Annotated in this window: 18 protein-coding genes; 6 read left to right on the forward strand and 12 right to left on the reverse strand. The window is 62.8% G+C overall.

Going from position 1 to position 18,101, the window contains the following annotated elements; all coding sequences use genetic code 11:
• Positions 1-47: 47 nt before the first annotated feature.
• The 4 genes from G6N83_RS06405 to G6N83_RS06420 are packed head-to-tail and all read right to left on the reverse strand — an operon-like array spanning position 48 to position 4,601.
• Complete coding sequence (locus tag G6N83_RS06405; protein WP_165140440.1) at positions 48-1,358, reverse strand: dihydrolipoamide acetyltransferase family protein; 1,311 nt, start codon at positions 1,356-1,358, stop codon at positions 48-50.
• A gap of 24 nt (positions 1,359-1,382) precedes the next feature.
• Entirely contained in the window at positions 1,383-2,366 is a 984-nt protein-coding gene (locus G6N83_RS06410) for an alpha-ketoacid dehydrogenase subunit beta (RefSeq protein ID WP_165140442.1), read from the reverse strand.
• Entirely contained in the window at positions 2,363-3,439 is a 1,077-nt protein-coding gene (locus G6N83_RS06415) for a thiamine pyrophosphate-dependent dehydrogenase E1 component subunit alpha (protein ID WP_165143209.1), read from the reverse strand. Before G6N83_RS06415 ends, G6N83_RS06410 begins: the two co-directional genes overlap by 4 nt.
• A gap of 58 nt (positions 3,440-3,497) precedes the next feature.
• Positions 3,498-4,601 carry a histidinol-phosphate transaminase gene (locus G6N83_RS06420; RefSeq protein ID WP_165140444.1) on the reverse strand — a complete coding sequence of 368 codons (1,104 nt, stop codon included), beginning with the start codon at positions 4,599-4,601 and terminating at the stop codon, positions 3,498-3,500.
• Between the two features lie 44 nt (positions 4,602-4,645).
• On the opposite strand from G6N83_RS06420, the gene G6N83_RS06425 reads away from it, so the two are divergent.
• Entirely contained in the window at positions 4,646-5,038 is a 393-nt protein-coding gene (locus tag G6N83_RS06425) for a phage holin family protein (RefSeq protein WP_165140446.1), read from the forward strand.
• On the opposite strand, the gene G6N83_RS06430 is transcribed toward G6N83_RS06425, so the two are convergent.
• Both G6N83_RS06430 and G6N83_RS06435 read right to left on the reverse strand, forming a co-directional pair.
• Positions 5,010-6,338 (reverse strand): hypothetical protein, encoded by a 1,329-nt coding sequence (locus G6N83_RS06430; RefSeq protein WP_165140448.1) that lies wholly within the window; start codon positions 6,336-6,338, stop codon positions 5,010-5,012. The genes G6N83_RS06425 and G6N83_RS06430 overlap by 29 nt on opposite strands.
• Complete coding sequence (locus G6N83_RS06435) at positions 6,335-6,613, reverse strand: hypothetical protein (RefSeq protein WP_165140450.1); 279 nt, start codon at positions 6,611-6,613, stop codon at positions 6,335-6,337. The genes G6N83_RS06430 and G6N83_RS06435 overlap by 4 nt, the downstream gene beginning before the upstream one ends.
• Before the next feature lie 183 nt (positions 6,614-6,796).
• On the opposite strand from G6N83_RS06435, the gene G6N83_RS06440 reads away from it, so the two are divergent.
• Together G6N83_RS06440 and purB are read left to right on the forward strand one after the other, a co-directional pair.
• On the forward strand, positions 6,797-7,234 hold the full coding sequence (locus G6N83_RS06440; RefSeq protein ID WP_241246322.1) for a low molecular weight protein-tyrosine-phosphatase: 438 nt from the start codon (positions 6,797-6,799) through the stop codon (positions 7,232-7,234).
• Between the two features lie 41 nt (positions 7,235-7,275).
• Entirely contained in the window at positions 7,276-8,658 is a 1,383-nt protein-coding gene (gene purB, locus G6N83_RS06445) for an adenylosuccinate lyase (RefSeq protein ID WP_165140454.1), read from the forward strand.
• Between the two features lie 16 nt (positions 8,659-8,674).
• Here purB and G6N83_RS06450 read toward each other — a convergent pair whose 3' ends face one another.
• The 4 genes from G6N83_RS06450 to G6N83_RS06465 all read right to left on the reverse strand — a co-directional run bounded on the left by G6N83_RS06450 (position 8,675) and on the right by G6N83_RS06465 (position 11,508).
• The gene (locus tag G6N83_RS06450) at positions 8,675-9,055 is read right to left on the reverse strand and encodes an SRPBCC family protein (RefSeq protein WP_165140456.1); all 381 of its coding nucleotides are present in this window, start codon (positions 9,053-9,055) and stop codon (positions 8,675-8,677) included.
• Between the two features lie 52 nt (positions 9,056-9,107).
• The gene (locus G6N83_RS06455; RefSeq protein WP_165140458.1) at positions 9,108-9,446 is read right to left on the reverse strand and encodes an amino acid transporter; all 339 of its coding nucleotides are present in this window, start codon (positions 9,444-9,446) and stop codon (positions 9,108-9,110) included.
• The gene (locus G6N83_RS06460) at positions 9,443-10,093 is read right to left on the reverse strand and encodes an acyl-CoA synthetase (RefSeq protein ID WP_183408458.1); all 651 of its coding nucleotides are present in this window, start codon (positions 10,091-10,093) and stop codon (positions 9,443-9,445) included. Before G6N83_RS06460 ends, G6N83_RS06455 begins: the two co-directional genes overlap by 4 nt.
• 104 nt (positions 10,094-10,197) lie before the next feature.
• Entirely contained in the window at positions 10,198-11,508 is a 1,311-nt protein-coding gene (locus G6N83_RS06465; protein WP_165140460.1) for an HNH endonuclease signature motif containing protein, read from the reverse strand.
• Positions 11,509-11,715: 207 nt separating this feature from the next.
• On the opposite strand from G6N83_RS06465, the gene G6N83_RS06470 reads away from it, so the two are divergent.
• On the forward strand, positions 11,716-12,828 hold the full coding sequence (locus G6N83_RS06470) for a glycosyltransferase (protein WP_165140462.1): 1,113 nt from the start codon (positions 11,716-11,718) through the stop codon (positions 12,826-12,828).
• A gap of 9 nt (positions 12,829-12,837) precedes the next feature.
• Here G6N83_RS06470 and nhaA read toward each other — a convergent pair whose 3' ends face one another.
• Both nhaA and G6N83_RS06480 read right to left on the reverse strand, forming a co-directional pair.
• Complete coding sequence (nhaA, locus tag G6N83_RS06475) at positions 12,838-14,619, reverse strand: Na+/H+ antiporter NhaA (protein WP_165140464.1); 1,782 nt, start codon at positions 14,617-14,619, stop codon at positions 12,838-12,840.
• Positions 14,613-16,049 carry an SDR family NAD(P)-dependent oxidoreductase gene (locus tag G6N83_RS06480; RefSeq protein WP_241246323.1) on the reverse strand — a complete coding sequence of 479 codons (1,437 nt, stop codon included), beginning with the start codon at positions 16,047-16,049 and terminating at the stop codon, positions 14,613-14,615. The genes nhaA and G6N83_RS06480 overlap by 7 nt, the downstream gene beginning before the upstream one ends.
• 536 nt (positions 16,050-16,585) lie before the next feature.
• Here G6N83_RS06480 and G6N83_RS06485 point away from each other — a divergent pair.
• Both G6N83_RS06485 and G6N83_RS06490 read left to right on the forward strand, forming a co-directional pair.
• Positions 16,586-17,338 carry a DUF4839 domain-containing protein gene (locus tag G6N83_RS06485; protein ID WP_165140466.1) on the forward strand — a complete coding sequence of 251 codons (753 nt, stop codon included), beginning with the start codon at positions 16,586-16,588 and terminating at the stop codon, positions 17,336-17,338.
• A gap of 302 nt (positions 17,339-17,640) precedes the next feature.
• Positions 17,641-18,015, forward strand: a complete 375-nt coding sequence (locus G6N83_RS06490) for a hypothetical protein (RefSeq protein WP_165140468.1) — start codon at positions 17,641-17,643, stop codon at positions 18,013-18,015.
• Positions 18,016-18,101: the final 86 nt, after the last annotated feature.

Consider the following 18,101-nt stretch of genomic DNA (forward strand, 5'->3'; position numbering starts at 1 on the left):
ACGTTACTGATAATCGTTATCAAAACCGATAGCGTGCTCGGTGATCCCTAGTCGAGCAGCAGCGCGGGCTCTTCGAGAATCGATGCGATGTCGGCGATGAAGCGCGAGACACCGTCGCCGTCGACGACCCGGTGGTCGAACGATCCCGACACTGTCGTGACCCAGCGGGGCCGCACTTCTCCGTCGACGACCCACGGCTTCTGACGGATCGTTCCCAACGCGACGATCCCGACCTCGCCAGGATTGATGATCGGAGTACCGGCGTCCATGCCGAATACGCCGATGTTCGTGATCGTGATCGTGCCGTTCTGCTGGTCGGCAGGTGTCGTCTTACCCTCACGAGCGGTGAGAGTCAGCTTTTCGAGCGACTGCGCCAGTCCGCGCATATTCAGGTCCTGCGCGTCTTTGATGTTCGGCACGAGCAGTCCGCGCGGTGTCGCGGCAGCGATACCGAGATTGACGTAGTGGCGCACGTTGATCTGTGCGCCGCCCCCTTCGGAGTCATCGATCCAGGCGGCGTTGACCATCGGCGTACGCCGCACCGCCCAGATCACGGCACGCGCCATGATGAGCAACGGCGAGACCTTGGTGTCAGCAAAATCTGGCGACGCTTTGAGCCGCTTGACGAGTTCCATCGTGCGGCTCGCATCGACATCGGTCCACACCGACACGTGCGGAGCGGTGTAAGCACTGCTCGTCATCGCGCTGGCAGTCGCTTTTCGCACACCACGCACGGGAATCGACTCTTCGCGGGCATCGGTCGTCGCCGCGGGAGCAGGCTCAGATACCGCGATGGTCTCTTCGCGCACCTCGGGCCACTCGGGGGTCTCGATGTTGCGGAAGACGCTCGCCTGCGATGCGTGGCGAACGACATCTTCGCGCAGCACTTCGCCGGAGGCGCCACTCGGGCTGACTTCGGTGAGATCAACGCCGAGGTCGCGCGCGAGCTTACGAATCGGTGGCTTAGCTACGACGCCGACCGCCGAAGTCACGGGCTTCTCAGCGGGCTTGCGGCGACGCGATGCCACCTGACCGCCCGTTCCGTAGCCGACGAGTACTGAGCCTCCGGCATCCGCTTCTTCGGCGGGGGCCGCTGGCTGCTCACGAGGCGCAGCAGCGCCACTGCCGATCGTAATGATCGGCGCTCCGACCTCGACCGTGTCACCCTCTGCGGCGAGAAGATCGCCGACGGTGCCCTCGAACGGCGAGGGCAACTCAACGAGAGACTTGGCGGTTTCGATCTCGACGAGCACATCGTTGACAGCAACGGTGTCACCGGGGGCGACGCGCCACGAAACGATCTCGGCTTCGGTCAATCCCTCGCCGACATCGGGGAGGAGAAAGGTCTGGGTGCTCATCCGAATTCCTAACTGGGTGCGTGCTCAGTACGCGAGCGCGCGGTCGACGGCTTCGAGGATGCGATCGGGGTCGGGCAGATATACGCCCTCGAGCTTCGCGGGCGGGAACGGAACATCGAAACCCGAAACCCGAAGAACGGGGGCTTCGAGAGAGTAGAAAGCGCGCTCGGTTACGGTCGCCGCCACTTCGCTCCCGACGCTCGTGAAGCCGGGGGCTTCTTGCGCGTAGACCATGCGCCCGGTGCGACGCACCGAATCGAGAATCGGCGCGTAGTCGATGGGCGACAACGAGCGCACATCAATGACCTCGCAACTGGTGCCCTCTGCCTCGGCGAGCGCAGCCGCCTGCAGCAGCGTTGTGACCATCGCGCCATGACCGACGAGGGTCACGTCGGTTCCGCGGCGTACGACACGGCTGGCGTGGAGGTCGATCGCGCGCTCCGAGATATCCACTTCGCCCTTTTGCCAATATTTGGCTTTCGGCTCGAGAAAGATCACCGGGTCGTCGGAGGCGATGGCATCCTGAATCATCCAGTAGGCGTCGTTCGCCGTCGAGGGGCTCACCACACGAAGACCCGCCGTGTGGGTGAAGTATGCCTCGGGGCTTTCCTGGTGGTGCTCAATTGCGCCGATGTGCCCACCGTAGGGAATTCGAATGACAACGGGCATGCTGACTGCGCCCTCATGGCGGTTCGTAAACTTCGCAAGCTGCGTTGTGATCTGGTCGAAGCCGGGAAAGACAAAGCCATCGAACTGGATCTCGCACACGGGGCGAAAGCCCGCCAGAGCGAGGCCGATCGCCGTGCCGATGATTCCGGACTCCGCAAGGGGTGTGTCGACGACTCGCTGCGGCCCGAATTCGGCCTGCAGACCCTCGGTCACGCGGAAGACGCCACCGAGCGGCCCGATGTCTTCGCCAGTCAGTACCACACGATCGTTTTCGCTCAGCGCGCGGCGAAGGCCCGCATTGAGCGCCTTGCCGAGGGGCATCGTTGTGGTTTCGCTCATGATGCGTCCTCCCCCATCGATGCTTCATAGCGGGCCAGCCAGGCACGCTGCTCTTCGATCACTGGGTGCGGCTCGGAATAGACGTTTGCGAACATCGAGTCGGCCGGGATGCCGCCGAGGGCAACCGTGCGCGCACGCGCGTCTTCTGCGAGGTCATCGCCTTCGGCATCGATGTCGGTGAAGAAGCTCTCCGAAGCGCCGCGGTTCTCGAGGAATGCGCGCATGCGGAGGATCGGGTCGCGAAGTGCCCAGGCCTCTTCTTCTTCTGCGGTGCGGTACTTCGTGGGGTCATCGCTCGTCGTGTGGGCCCCGCGGCGGTAGGTGACGGCTTCGATCGCTCTCGGGCCGCCGCCCACGCGAGCGCCATCGAGCGCGGCACGAGTCACCGCGTAGTTCGCGAGCACGTCGTTGCCGTCGACCTGGATCGACGGCATGCCGTATCCCTCGCCGCGGCGGTAGAGCGGTGCGCGCGACTGGGTTGCCACCGGCACCGAGATTGCCCATTGGTTGTTCTGCAAGAAAAACACCTGCGGAGTTTGGGTGCTCGCGGCGAACACCATCGCCTCGTGTACGTCGCCCTGACTCGATGCGCCGTCGCCGTAGTAGACGATGACGGCTTCGTCGGTGTCGAGGTTTCCGGTGCCCTGCTTCTTGTCGTAGACAAGGCCCGTCGCAAAGCCTGTGGCGTGCAGCGTCTGCGAAGCCAGCACGAGCGTGTAAATGTGAGTGTTTCCGTTTTTGGGATCGAACGGATCCCATCCACCGTGGGTGACGCCGCGCATTAGGCGGATGATGTCGAGTGGGTCGACTCCACGAATCATGCACACAGCGTGCTCGCGGTACGACGGAAAAATGTGGTCTTGCGCTCGCGCAGCGCGGGCTGACCCGACCTGTGCGGCTTCTTGACCGAACGACGGCGGCCACAGGGCAAGCTGCCCCTGGCGCTGCAGGTTCGTGGCCTGGCGATCAAACGCCCTGGCCAACGCCATATCGCGGTAGAAGGTCTCGAGCTCGGCATCGGTGAGGGCATCGACCGCGTCGAGATAGGGCTCAGCGGCGGCCGTCGGGCTCATCGTCCCATTTGGGTTGAGGATGCGCACGACCGCGGGGTCATCTAGCGGGATCACCGTTCTACGCTAACCCCCGCGCCGGATGGCGTTCTGGGAGGTTCTTCACAACGGAAGCAGTGATGTGTAGGACTTTCTCTACAGATTCGTGCTCTCCCACCGAAATTCGGATGCCGTCACCCGCAAATGCGCGCACCACAATGCCGCCCGCCTCGAACGCCGGTACGAAGTCAACCGTGTGTGCGCCGGTTGCGAGCCACACGAAGTTCCCCTGCGCATCCGGGACGTTCCAGCCCTGAGCGCGAAGACCGTCGACGAGACGATCGCGACGCTCAGCGATGACACTCACACGCTCCAGAAGCTCGGGTTCAGCGTCGAGGCTGGCGAGGGCCGCGGCCTCTGCCTGGCCCGTCACTGACAGCGGAATGGCGGTGCTGCGCGCAGCATCCAAAATGCGTGAATTGCCGATCGCATACCCAACCCGCAGCCCCGCGAGCCCATACGCCTTCGAGAAAGTGCGCAGAATCACGACGTTGGGGTAGTCGCCCGCAAGCACCCGCGGACCGCTCACAGCGTCGGGATCAGTCACGAACTCGGCGTAGGCCTCATCGAGGACGATAAGGACATCGCGGGGAACGGCTGCAACGAAACTGTCGAATTCGTCTTGATGGACCACCGGCCCCGTGGGGTTGTTGGGGCTGCAGACGATGATCATTCGCGTGCGATCAGTGACCGCTGCGGCCATGGCATCAAGATCGTGTCGGGCACCCTCAGCGAGCGGCACCTGCACTGTGATCGCTCCGGCGACGGCCCCGAGGTTCGGGTATGCCTCGAATGAGCGCCACGCAAACATGAGTTCGTCGCGCGGGCCGCACGCCGCGAGGGCGAGCTGGTAAAGAATCGAGACGCTACCGGCGGCGACGTGCACTTCATCCACCGATACTCCGTACCGGTCGGCGAGACGCTCCCGGAGGCGGGTGGCTGCGGCATCCGGATATCTGTTGACACCTGTCGTCGCGTGCAGCGCCGAAATGACCGTGGGCAGCGGGTCAAACGGGTTCTCATTGCTCGAGAGCTTGTAGGCGTCAGCTCCCGCTTGGCGTCCTTGGCGGTAGGCAGGAAGGGCGGCAATCTCTGGGCGGATGCGCACGGGAATCGGCTCGGTCACGGGATCGAGTCTAGAGAGCGCAAGGTCGTGGCACACTCGATGTCATGGGCTTCCTCATCCGTGTCGTCATCAATGCGTTTGCAATCTGGGTTGTCACGCTTATTCCCGCCCTGCAAGTGAGCATCATCGCCTTCGCGCCCGGCGAGACTCTGCAGCTCGTACTCACGCTGCTGCTCGTTGCTGCGATCTTCGCTCTCGTGAATACGATCATCGGCACCGTGGTGAAGGTGCTGGCTTTTCCGCTCTACATCTTGACGCTCGGGCTCATCTCACTCGTCATCAACGGTTTCTTGCTGTGGCTGACGGCATGGTTCACGGGCTTTTGGACGTGGGGGCTGCGCGTCGAAGACTTCTGGTGGGGTGTCGTCGCTGGGGTCGTGATCTCGCTCATCAACTGGATTTTCGGACTCATCCTTCGGCCACAGCGTCAGGACTGATGTCGAGCGCACCGTACTCGGTCACTCGCACCGAGTCGGCATCGGCAAGGTCGGCGAAGACGTCGCGTACCTGGTTCATGCGCGGATCTGACGAGTCGTCGAGCATTGCCGCGGTATCGGCATAAACGGTCATGTGATGGGCCGGGAGCGTGAAGTCGTGAAAGCCCACCTCAGGATCTGCAACGCGGTGAGCTACAAAACTCCCCTCAGCCCCGACAGCCGCGGCGTGCCCGCCCGCGGCAAGCGCCGAGACAATGTCATCATCGTGACGAACTTGGATGCTCAGGGTTTGCTCCGAAACGGCAGCGTCTACCGGCGACCCGAAGGTGACGAGCGCCCGCGTATCGAACTCACCAGAGAGCGCAATGTGGCTAGCGACCATCGCACCCTGCGAGTGGCCGAAGGCGTAAATAGTGTCGCCGCTCTCGGCGCCGGCGTCGTGGAGTGCCGCGAGAGTTGCTTCGTACGAGGCTGAGCGTTTCTCGTCGTAAAGCTCGAGGTTCGACGTCAAGTTCCAGGGCTCTTGGCCTTTCCTTGACCATGACTGCGTGCCGGTTATATACACCGCGAAGCGCTTCGTACCGTCAGTCATGGCGTACTTTTCCACACGCACTCGGGCTTGTTCACCGCCGGGAATTCTGGATGCAGCATCGGCGAGACCGCGCGGAGCAACCCCGGTTGTCGCTGTGAGGGGGGTGACCCGCACCGGCGTGACGACACCCGTAAGGGTGGTGCCGGAGCCGACTTTTCCGGTAGCAGCGTGCGATATGCCCCACGGCAGTATGAGGGCAGCCAGTGCGGGAGTGAGCCCTAGTAGGGGAGTCCACGGTCGAGCCAACTGAGACCCCTGGTGTTGCAATTCGCTGGAGCGCTCCCGAGACCACTCCGCCACGAGGTCATCCGCTGCTGCCGCGGCTTCCGGCCACTCGTGTGCGAGCACTCGAAGCTTGTCGTCAATGAGGCCGATCTCGATCGTGTGTCCACTGACCGCTGCGAGTTCGCGCTGCGCACGAAGTTCAACGACCTCGTAGACGGCGGCGGACGTGCGTAACGCGGTAGCCATCTCGATTGCCGTGGTCGCGGTATTGTGCGCGCGCTCCACGGCGCCCTGAATTCGCGAAAGCACGGTCCAAATGTTGGTGCTGGTGCTGGCGAAAAGACGGAGATGAATCGCTTGAAACTCGTTTTCCACGGCCGTGAGCTCCTGCGCGCAGGATACGAGACGGTCGGCCGTATCGCGGAGCGCTGCGGTGTCTACTGCGACGACCGCGCCGCTCGTGATGTCGAGGTCATCGCTCATCGCGCGACGCCGACCAGGCGCCAGGGCGCCGCCGCGAGCTCATCGATGATCAGCAGCGTTTCATCTCGGAGCAGATGGATTTCGGCATCCCACGCGAGTGCGCTCTTGCGATATTCGTCCATCGCTGTCGACTGCCAGCCCGACACGTCCACGAGCTCGGCAGCGTGGGCTGCGACCGCACGCACAGGTGATTCGAGTGCAACAGCGCGCTGGTGGAGCGCTTGGAGTTCCGCGAACAGAACCGCGTCGTTATCGAGTAAGAACCCCTGGGTCATGCGGCCAGTTTCGAGCGAAACGAGTGTCCGAGATGCGGGGCGCGTGAGCCGTGGTGGAGAAGTGCGTGGCTGTCTGAAGTGTGCAGAATGCGCGGTGCCCCTCAGAATAGACACGTGAGTGCCGCAGGATCAGATCCGTTTCGTGTTGTTTTCGTCTGCACGGGCAACATCTGCCGCTCACCGATGGCCGATGTCGTCTTCCGCCGGCTCGTCGCAGAAGCCGGACTCACCGGCCGTGCCACATCGACAAGTGCGGGCACCGGTGATTGGCATGTCGGGGAGCAGGCCGACCACCGCGCGATCGCCGCCCTGTCGCATGAAGGTTACGACGGCTCCCAGCACCGGGCACGCCAGTTCACGCCGGCAGATTTTGAGCGAAACGACCTGATCGTCGCGCTCGATCGCACACACGAGCGAATCCTGCGTGGGTGGGCACGAAGCGAAGCTGATGCCGACAAGATCGCTTTGCTGCTGTCTTTCGGCGGCGGTGACGGTGATCAGCTCGACGTTCCCGACCCGTACTACGCGGGTCCAGAAATGTTTGATGACGTGCTCGCTATGATCGAGAGCGCGTGCCGGGCACTTTTCCGGCAACTTCACCCCGCCATTCGCGCCGTCTGACTCGCACTCGGGCGCAAGCGTACGACACGACGGGAGCCACCATGTCGTCTTTCCCCGCACAGCCCCTCAGCCCACTCGACGGTCGTTATCGTGCCGCTGTCGCAGGGCTCACCGAGTACCTCTCTGAGGCCGGGCTCAATCGCGCCCGTGTCGAGGTGGAGGTCGAGTGGCTTATTACCCTGACCGACGCGTCGCTCTTCGGTTCCCAGCCGTTGAGCGCTCTCGATCAGGAGCGCCTGCGTGCGCTCTACCTCGACTTCGGTCAGGAAGAAATCGACTGGCTCGCCGAAAAAGAAGCCGTCACCCGCCACGACGTCAAGGCCATCGAGTACCTCGTGCGCGATCGCCTCGAGACTCTCGGTCTCGGCCACCTCGCTGAACTCGTGCACTTCGCGTGCACCAGCGAAGACATCAACTCCACCGCGTATGCGTTGACGGTCAAGCGCGCGGCGCTCGACGTCTGGCTGCCCGCGTTGCAGAGCGTGATCTCGACTCTCGAGCAGCTCGCGCACGACCACAAAGACGCGGCGATGCTGTCGCGCACTCACGGGCAGCCTGCGACTCCGAGCACGATGGGTAAAGAGATCGGTGTGTTCGCGTGGCGCCTCAAGCGCGTGGCGGGCCAGGTCGAGGCATCCGATTTTCTCGCGAAGTTCTCCGGGGCCACCGGAACGTGGTCGGCGCACGTGGCTGCCGACCCGAACGTTGACTGGCCCGCGCTCACGAGCGCCTTCATCACGAAACTGGGCCTCGGATTCAACCCGTTCACGACGCAGATCGAGTCCCACGACTGGCAGGTCGAGCTTTACGACCGGGTGCGTCACGTCGGTGGCATCTTGCATAACCTGGCGACCGACATCTGGACCTACATCTCGATGGGCTACTTCGCGCAGATTCCGGTTGCGGGCGCGACGGGATCGTCGACGATGCCGCACAAGATCAACCCGATTCGATTCGAGAACGCCGAGGCGAACCTCGAGATCTCGGGTGGCCTGTTCACGACGCTGTCGCAGACTCTTGTGACGTCACGGATGCAGCGCGACCTTACCGACTCGACTACTCAGCGAAACATCGGGGTCGCTTTCGGGCATTCGCTGCTCGCGCTCGACAACCTGCGTCGCGGTCTTGGCGAAATTTCGCTGTCTCGCGATGTGTTGCTTGCGGACCTCGACGTGAACTGGGAAGTGCTCGCGGAAGCTATTCAGACGGTTGTTCGCGCTGAGATCGCTGCCGGGCGCTCCAAGATCACCGATCCGTACGCGCTCCTGAAAGACCTCACACGCGGTCGTCGAGTGGGCGCTCTTGAGCTTGCCGAGTTCGTGCGTGGTCTCGACATCGGGGATGACGCGCGTCAGCGGCTACTCGCGCTCACGCCAGCGACCTACACCGGCCTTGCCGCAAGCGTCGTCGACGAACTGCTGTAGCGGATCTAGCGACTCTCTAGCCCTGCGAGCCGAAGTGGCTCGCGAGTCGCTCTAGGTCTGCTGCGACCATCTCGACGTCGCGCGCGAATTCTTCGTCGGTGAGTTCGATCTGACGAACGGTGAAGACGACCTCGGAACCGTCTGGATGCGCGAGCACGCGCATGGCGTTCGTCACCACGGTGCCCGATGGCAATGTGACGTCGTGGTCGAGAACGCCGAGGGCGTTGGGTTCGACGAAACGAATCTTTACTCGACCCATCGGCGAGTCAACGAGCAGAGCGTCACCATCGCGAACGACGTCCGCGAGAGCGAGACCGGCGGCCCACGTCGGCAAATTGTCGACGTTCGACGCGAACGCGTACACCTCGTGCGGCGTTGCCGAGATCACTCTGCTCACGTGATGACTTCTCATCGCACCAGCATCCCACCGCGGCGGGACCGATTTGGGCTTACTGTCGCTCGGGTGTCTCGTCGTCGTTCGACGCCGATTCGGAGGAGTCCGTGGTTTCTTCAGGCGGCAGCAGCACGGCGCGGTCGACGGTTTTCTCGATTTGGGCTGGGTCAACGGCGAGCACGAGAAGCGCCATTATGACGAGCGTGACGATGAAGGTCACTCCAGCGACCACGAGGCCTACCATGATCGCGCGCTGGATCTCATCGGCTGGGCGCGCTTGAAAGGCACCCATGGAGACCAGCGCAACAATGCCGCCAAAGAGCGCGGCGACGAACGCGAGACCAACCAGTTGCGCGGGCTTCATGAGGTCTCGACGTGTCGGACGATCTGTCATGCCGTGCCTCCCGGCTTTTCGGTCTGCGCGGATTCGACGGATGCTGGTCGGGGCGAAAGTGCCGCGATAGCGAGAAACACTGCCACGAGCGCCGCGTACGCACCGAGTAATCCGACACCAATAGTGATCCCGGTGAGGGTGAAGGTTTGACCGGCATCCTCGATGTAGTACTGCAGGGCGTACTGGACCGGCACGAACAGGAGCGCCACGCCGAGAGCGAGAGTCAGGATGCCGACGGTCAGCGAATCCCGAAACTCATTCTTGACGACAGTCGACGTTGCGCGCTTGCGGCCGAGCCATCCGGCGATGGTTTCGACGAGGCCTGTCACGAGTGCCCAGCTGATGACAACGCTGAAGAAAAGTGTTGCGGTGCGTAGGCCCGCGATGCCACTTGCCATTCCCGCGATTGCGGCGAAGACACCGAGCGTGATTGCGGGCCAGCGTGTGCCGGCCGCATAGACGAGCCATGACGCCAGCAACAGCACAATGCCGGTCGCGATGGCGAACCCGCTGAAGACGCTAAGCCCCACCGACGCCGAGTGGTCAGGCGAAAAAGTGATCATCAGGGCAGCGAGCGCTGCGAAAGCGGCGCGCGCCATTTGCACGTGGCGAACTTCGAAAGTTCGGGGTTCGGGCGTTGATGACACGATAATTCCTGGGCGCAGCGGTTTCCCCGGCGAGTTCAGGGGATGACTCCAGTCTAAGTCTTGACGCGGTGGGCGTTACCCGGGAAGAAGTGGGCGCTATACCGTCAGGTGGGCGGGTCTGGTTCGAATGCGACGCCGGGTGGTTTATCCGTGTAGTTGCGCCCGGTCGGTGATGTCCACTCGAGGACTCCGTCGCCGCGTTGTTTCACCGTCCACCGGCTCGCGTGTTTCAAACTGTGGTGTCTTCGGCACAGATGCGCGAGGTTGTGTTGATGGGTCGGCCCGCCGAGCGCTGCATCCACTGTGTGGTCGATATCGCACCGGTGGGTGGGCATGCGGCATCCGACGAACCTGCAGTGCTGATCCCTAGCCCGAAGTTGCCGTTTGAGTTGATCGTTCGGTCGATACCGGTCAACCGAGACCACGGTTCCGGTGACGGGATGCGTGAACACGCGATCCCACCCCGGCGCAGTACCCGCGAGGCGCCGGGCACTTTCCGGATCTACCAGGCTGAGGCCGGATAGGTCCGCGGGTGTCGATGAGGATCCCGCGAGCGTCGTCGCGGGAACCGTGACCTGCACGATCGCCTTGATCGCTCCCAGCCCGCCGCAGTCATCCCCCGCGAGTGGGTCGAGGCTCGGTACTGATGTCAGCAGCATGTCGGAGAACAGGTCGGCGCGGATCTGATCCGTCGTCCGCCGATCATCCACCGGCTCGTCTTCGGTGTGAAGTTTCGTGCCGTAGTCCGACCGTCCCGCTCGGAAGTCTTTCAACGCCCGCGCCTGCTGCGTGAGCCGGTTGAAGATCCCATGCGCTTGCACCGACGGCAACACCGCGTTCAGCGCACTCATCCCATCCGCGAGATCAAACAGTCGCACCGTACGGGTCGCGTTCGCATCATCGAAGCGTTCCTGCAGCGTCCGCGGCTGTGCTTTCTCCGCAAGTGCTGCAGCGAAGCCTCGCAGCCTGCCCGGGGTCTCGACCTCAGCGACCACCACTACTTCGTGGTCGTACCGGGATTTGGCTGCGGCATCCGTGAGGTTCACGCCCGCCCGCAATACTTCTTGCACATGACGCTCCGAAATGCGACCCGCACTCCACGACGCGAACGTCTCTGGGTACGCCCCAGTCACTTCGATCGCGTCGTCGATCCGTGCCTGCGCGGTGCGATCCGACAACCGCAACGCCGCCCCAACTTCTGCCGCAACCGCACGCATCGGAATCTCCCGATCACGTGAATCACGCGATGTCATCCGCCGCATCTGCGCAAGCGCGATGCGTCCCATGTTCGCGAGAACCTCGGCGCGTGCCGCCTGCATCTGAGTGATCTGTTGATCGAACGAAATCAACGTCGCCACGGACGCAGACAGCTCGTGGGCTTCTGCTTCTTGTTGCTCGGTTTCGTTCTCTGACATGCTCCAAGTATCGAACATATCTCCGACATTGACCCCGTCGAATCAGCCCGAAAAGCCCCGGTGTGGATAACTTTCTTGAAAAACTTTTGGGGAGAAGAAGAAGAGAGATATCGATCAGAACCCTTCGCCTCCGCGCAGGCTCACGTCACAACGGGGAGGCAAGTTCTGATCACCGAAACATTGATCATTGACGCATATTCTTGGGCTGTGCGTGCTCTTTGCTCTTTCGCCGGTGGTGCGGGCCATCTACTCCCGCAGATGCCGCTGCTGCGCGAGATGGCCGCGGCAGGGCATGAGCTCACCCTGATCGGACGTTCGTCTGGCGCCCAAGCGGCTCCGGCTGGCATCTTTCGCCGTATCGTGACGCGCGATGATCGTCGCTCGTCTCCCGCCCAACAGATCACCTCGCTACTACCGGTGAACCGCGAGGCCGAGGTCGACGTCGTGGCTCAATATTTCGCTGGCGACGCTGCACTCAGCTCATTTGAAGCGGCTGCAGCCTGCGCCGCGACAGCAGACGTTGTCATCTGCGACGAACTCGACTTTGGGGCGATGGCGGCAGGTGCGGAAGCCGGGATTCCTGTTGTCGTTGTATCCGTCATTGCATCAGGAGCACTCGTCCGCGAGAGCCGTGTCGGCGACGCACTGCGACGACTCTCCGTCGATCTGGGACTTTCCGCGCAGCTGAGGCTACATGGTGATCTCTTTGTCATTCCTTTCGCGCCAAGAATGCGTGCGGCGGAGTTTCCGCCACCTCCACACACAACGTGGATGCGCCCTGACCGCGGGCCAGAACCCCACCCGAACGGGTCAATAGTTGCGACGCTAGGAACCGAATTCAACACCGAATCCGGGGATCTCTTCGACCGCATTCTTGGTGCCCTCGCCACGCTCGACGTTCCAGCGGTTGTCACAATCGGTAGTGACCTCGATGCGTCCCGCTTCGGACGACAGCCAGCGCACATCCGCATAGAGAGGTTCGTCGATCTCGAAGCGTTGATTCCGCGTGCCAGTGTCGTTCTTCATCACGGAGGTAGCGGCATGTTCATGCGATCAGTATCGGGCGGTGCGCCCCAAATCGTATTTCCGATGGGCGCCGATCAACCCTTCACAGGTGACCGCGTGGAATACCTTGGTGTGGGAACTGTCCTCAACGCACTTACTGCGGATTCCGCCCTGATCGCATCGGCTGCGGGAGCGCTGATGGAGGATGCCGCAACTCGCGCACGCGTGTTGGACCTGCGCGCAGAGGCTCTCGCTCTTCCGGCTCCAACAGCCGCATTCAACGCGGTGCAGGCTCTCGTCACCCGCCCCCATTAGCCCTTCGGCCTATTGCCCCTCGATCGCGCGAATGAGCGATGCTGAATCGTACGGGCCGATGTGGCGTTTCTCGCCGATGAAGAACGTAGGGGTGCTGTGTAGGTCCATCAGTTCGGCATCGAGTCGATCATCTTCCACTCGACGAGCAGCGTCGGCAGAATGCAGATCGGCGCTGAATCTCGCAATATCGAGCCCGATCTCTTCGGCTCGTCGGCGCAAGCCATCTTCGTCGAGTTCGTCTTGGTGTGCGAACAGCAACGGTGCGAAATCGAAGAATCGGTCCTGCAACGCTGAAGCCTCTGCCGCCTGCGCGGCAAGAGTGGCATGGGGGTGCACACTACTGAGCGGCAAGTGCCGGTAGACCCAGCGCAGTTCTTCGCCGAAGTGTGCGAGCACGGCGTCCACTGATCCGGTCGCACGACTGCAGAACGGGCACTCAAAGTCGGCGTATTCCACGATTGTGTAGCGCGCATCGACCGGCCCGCGAATGTGGTCGCGTGCCGGGTCAACAGGTCGGTTGAGCACGGCACCAACTGCCCGCGGCGGCCGCAACCGGTCGCCCACGAACAGGATCGCCCAGCCCAGAGCGAAGGCAATAACGGATGCCGCCAACACCCCGACCCGGGCAAGATCCTGCTGATCGGGGTCACTGATCGCCAGTGGCACAAGGAACAGCGCAATGGTGAACCCGATGCCCGACAGTGCGGCACCACCGCCGACACGTCGGAGGGTGAGCCCGGGGGCGAGCTCGCCGACGCCGAGGCGCTTCATGAGCGTTGTCGCACCGGTGATACCGATGAATTTTCCTCCGACGAGGGCCACGATGATGCCCCACGTGATCGGCGAGGTGACGGCGGCTGTCAGAACCTCGACGTCGATGTGGACGCCTGCGTTCGCGAGGGCAAAGATCGGCAGCACCCCGAGCTGAATGTACGGCCGCCACGCTGAGTCGATCCGCTCGTTGATCGAGAGCGCACCTCGCACCGTGCGCTGCAGGGCAGACGCATACGCCGGGTTCGGCGACTCACGGAAGGCCTGCGTGAGGTCGGCTGTGCGTTCGACCTCGGCGCGACGCGGCGAAAACACCGGAATGATAAGCGCTACCGCAACACCCGCGAGCGTTGCGTGCACACCCGACGCCGACACGGCGACCCACAGCGCGATGCCACCAATGGCGTAGGCGATGCCGGTGCCAGCAGGCAACCAGCGCACAAACGCAAGCAAAACCAAGAGCACAATGGCGATAGCCAGCGGCAGCAGGCTGATGCCTTCGTTGTAGAACACAGCGATCACGATGAGCGCGCCAACGTCATCGACGACCGCGAGCGTCAACAAAAAGGTGCGTAGGCGTGCCGGATGCTTCGGCCCAATCAGTGCGAGGGCACCGAGTAAGAACGCGGTGTCTGTCGAGATGACAACGCCCCACGCATGCGCGGACCCACTCGATGCGTTGATCGCGATAAAGATCAGTGCCGGCACCGCGAGCCCTGCGATGGCCGCAACGATCGGCACGATCGCCCGCGAGCGTGAGGTCAGCTCACCGATCGTGAACTCACGCTTCACTTCCAAGCCGACGAGAAAGAAGAAGAAGGTCATGAGACCCTCGTTCACCAGTTCGTGCGCCGTGAATTCGGCGCCGAAGTCGCCCACCGAGATATCGATGCTCGTCGACCAAAAGCCCTCGTAGCCGCCCGTCGATACGTTCGCCCAGACCACGGCGGCAACTGTCGCGAGCAGCAGCAGCGCTGCCGCCACCCGGTCGCTGCGCGCCGCCGACGAGGTTGTCACCATGAACCCGGAGCGTAGTCCTTCAGGAAGACGCCGAAAACGTCTTCGCCAGCTTCGCCGCGCACGATCGGGTCGTACACGCGCGCTGCACCGTCGACGAGGTCGAGGGGCGCGTGAAAGCCCTCCTCGGCCAATCGCACCTTCGTCGGGTGCGGGCGTTCGTCGGTGATCCAACCGGTGTCGACACTGGTCATGAGAATGCGATCCGACTCGAACATTTCGCGCGCGCTCGTGCGCGTCAGCATGTTCACGGCAGCTTTCGCCATGTTGGTGTGCGGATGCCCCGGCCCCTTGTACCCGCGACCGAACACGCCCTCCATCGCACTGACGTTGACGACGTATTTGCGGTGTCCGTCGCTGGCGGCAAGGGATGGCCGCAGCTTCGATATGAGAATGAACGGGGCCGTCGTGTTGGCGAGCTGCACTTCGAGCATTTCAAGCGGGTCGACCTGATCGACATGCTGAGTCCACGAGTTGATGTCGTGGAGGTCGGGCACGAGTCCGCCGGCATCGATTGCGGTACCGGCAGCAAGCCGCTCGAGCGAACTCGACCCGGCAGCCATCGCCTGCTCTGTCAGTTCTTCGGCTCGAGCGGATGCCGCCGCCAAAATCGGGTGCGAGGTCACCGACTGCGCGAGAGCCTGCGGGTGGCGGTCGTTCGTGTGCCCGAAGGTGATGAGCTCGGGCAACGGACCGTCGGGCAACGGTGCGAGTTCGGCATCCACGAGGGGCTGATACGCACCCGTCGATCGGCGCACCGTCTGCGTGGCGTTGTTGATCAGAATGTCGAGGGGCCCGGCTGCGGCAACATCTTCGGCGAGACCGATCACTTGGGCCGGGTCACGCAGGTCGATTCCGACCACTTTCAAGCGGTGCAACCATTCCGCTGAATCGGGAAGGCTGCTGAATCGACGCACGGCGTCGCGGGGAAAGCGCGTCGTGATCGTGGTGTGCGCGCCGTCACGCAGCAAGCGAAGCGCAATGTACATACCGATCTTCGCTCGTCCACCGGTGAGCAGTGCACGCTTCCCCGTGAGATCGGTGCGGGCGTCGCGCTTTGCGTGGCTCATCGCGGCGCACTCTTGGCACAGCTGGTGGTAGAACGCATCGACAACCGTGTACGGCTTTTTGCAGATGTAGCATCCGCGCGCTTTCAAAAGCGTGCCGGCAGTAGGTGCCGTCGTGGCCGTTGAAATCGGGATGCCGCGGGTCTCATCGTCGATGCGGTCGGGAGCGCCCGTCGCGGTCTTTGCCACAACAGCTTTGTCGGCAGCAACGATGGCGTCGCGAATTTCTCGGCGACGAACGCGCTTTACGGCCTTGAACATTGCCGCGGTCGCGCGGCGCACCTGCACGTAGTCGGGGTGCTCTTCGTCGATGCTCGACATCCCGGCGAGCACCTTGAGAGTGATCGCCAGCTCGTCGGGGTCGATCGCGGGCGTGTAGTCGCCTGGCGTCTCGCTACCGTCTGGCTGCGGTTCTGTCGTCTCGGAGGGCACATGCGATTCTAGGCCGAAGCCGCTCACCCGCGGGCGATGAGACGCTATCGTTCGCTCGCTTAACCAGCTAGACCGGCAGGGCAAGTGAGCGCGAGGGCCCACGCCTGAAAATCGTGAGGTCACGGGATCGACGCCCGTCGGAGCCACACGGGTGATCATTACGTCACCCCAGAAACCCTCGCGGAGCTTCTATCCGCGGAGGTTTTGCTTTTTCCTGGTGAGACGCGGTTTCTAGGTGGCACTCTCGCCTGCTCCGGCTGATCGCTGAGCGAGCGAAAGCTCCCGCCCATTGAGCGAGCGCGGCGAGACGAGATGTCCTCGGCATGGAGCTTGGGCCGGTCTGGGGCCGGTTGCGTCCCAGGTTTTCGTCGGTTTGACGACGCCGATCCTGGCGAATTCTCTCGCACGGCCGGATCGATAGGCTCGTAGAACCCGGCACGGTTCCGGCATGAACTTGGGCGGGAGACGCCATGGTCGACGAAGAGATCGCGTACGAGACGAACACAGTTCGCGCAATCCGCGGGATGGAGGCGCGGACCGTGGCGAAATGGGAGTCCGAGGGCTGGGAACTCGTTTCACAGAAGCCGGGCAAGTTGCAGACGGAGATCACTTTCCGGCGCCCCAAGAAAAAGACACGCTGGGTCCCTTGGGCGGTCGGGGGCGGAGTGCTCGCGATCGCACTTGCTTTGATCATCACCTTCGGCGTCATCGGAGAACGCAACGCAGCTCTCGACGCGACTCCAAGCGCTGCGCCATCAGAGCCCTCCGTGACCACAAGCGAGGCGGCGACCCCGGAGCCGACGACACCCGAAGCGGAACCGACGGAGGAAGCCGACGTTGTGCTGACGCCGGAGACCAACGCTGAGCTGGCAGCCCTCCTAATACTCACCGACTACTGCGACCCCTCGATCGCGACATTCGCAAGCACTTACCGTGGCCAGACGATTGCATTCCCGGGATATATTGGCGCGCTGGCTCCTCACGACGGCGCGACGACCCGGTATGACATCCTCATCGGCGCCGGAGACTTCAGCGAGACGTCCGCACCTGGCCCCGCATTTCAGTTCCGTGACGTGAACACAACGAATGACCTCAACTTCGCCGGCGCCGTGCCCGACACGATCGGTGTCGGAACCAACCTCAACGTCACGGCTGAGGTCGGCACCTACGAAACCAGCTCATGCCTGTTCTTGTTGGACCCCATCTCGACTGCCGTTCGGTAGTCGAGCAGCAAGCATCCCTCGGCGTCGGATCTCGGCGATCACCGGGCTGCGGGGTTACTTCTTGCCGCTTGAACGAGAAATGTAGGGATCGACGCTGAACGGCCGAAGCTCAGTTGAAACTGCCTCACAGACGACGAAGGCGCCGCGGGAAAAGAACGCGTCGAGGCTGACCGGGATTGGTGGCTAAATCGCCATCTCTAGTTCCTCTCAATTGGCTCAGATTGCAGCTTATGCAAGCGCCTCTGCTTTACCCCTTTATTTTCCGTAAGTACTTACGCGCTTGAGGATTGCACGATTGCAGCGTGGTCATTGACATCGCGCAGGACATCCCCTCTGGGGTCGCTGGACTGATCTCTCTCCTCACTGCGGTGAGCACGAATCTCGATCTCGGCATGCGCAACCGCACCCGTCCTGGGTGCGCTCCCGTCAAAGTGGATCTACCCGCCAACGAGACCGAGGCGTGGCTGTTTCGCGCGACGGGCATCAGCACGCAGTTGGCGGGCCGATCAGCTGATCTCAGAGTGCTAGTCACGGCGTACAGCCAGGCGGTTGCAGTGAAGCGCCCCGAGCTTGCACAGCTAGCCCAGTGGCAACAGATCTCTCCTAGTGCGCTGCGGCATCGATACACGCCCCTGCACGTGCAAGCAGCCCAAGAGCTCACCAAAAGGACCCACTGATCGACATCGTCCTCGAGCCGTTCGTGGCGGTCGTGGATAGCGACTTCAAAGGAATCTCACCGTTGCTGGATACGCAGCTCAGCATC

The organism is Microbacterium endophyticum (assembly GCF_011047135.1).
Taxonomy (GTDB): Bacteria; Actinomycetota; Actinomycetes; order Actinomycetales; family Microbacteriaceae; genus Microbacterium; species Microbacterium endophyticum.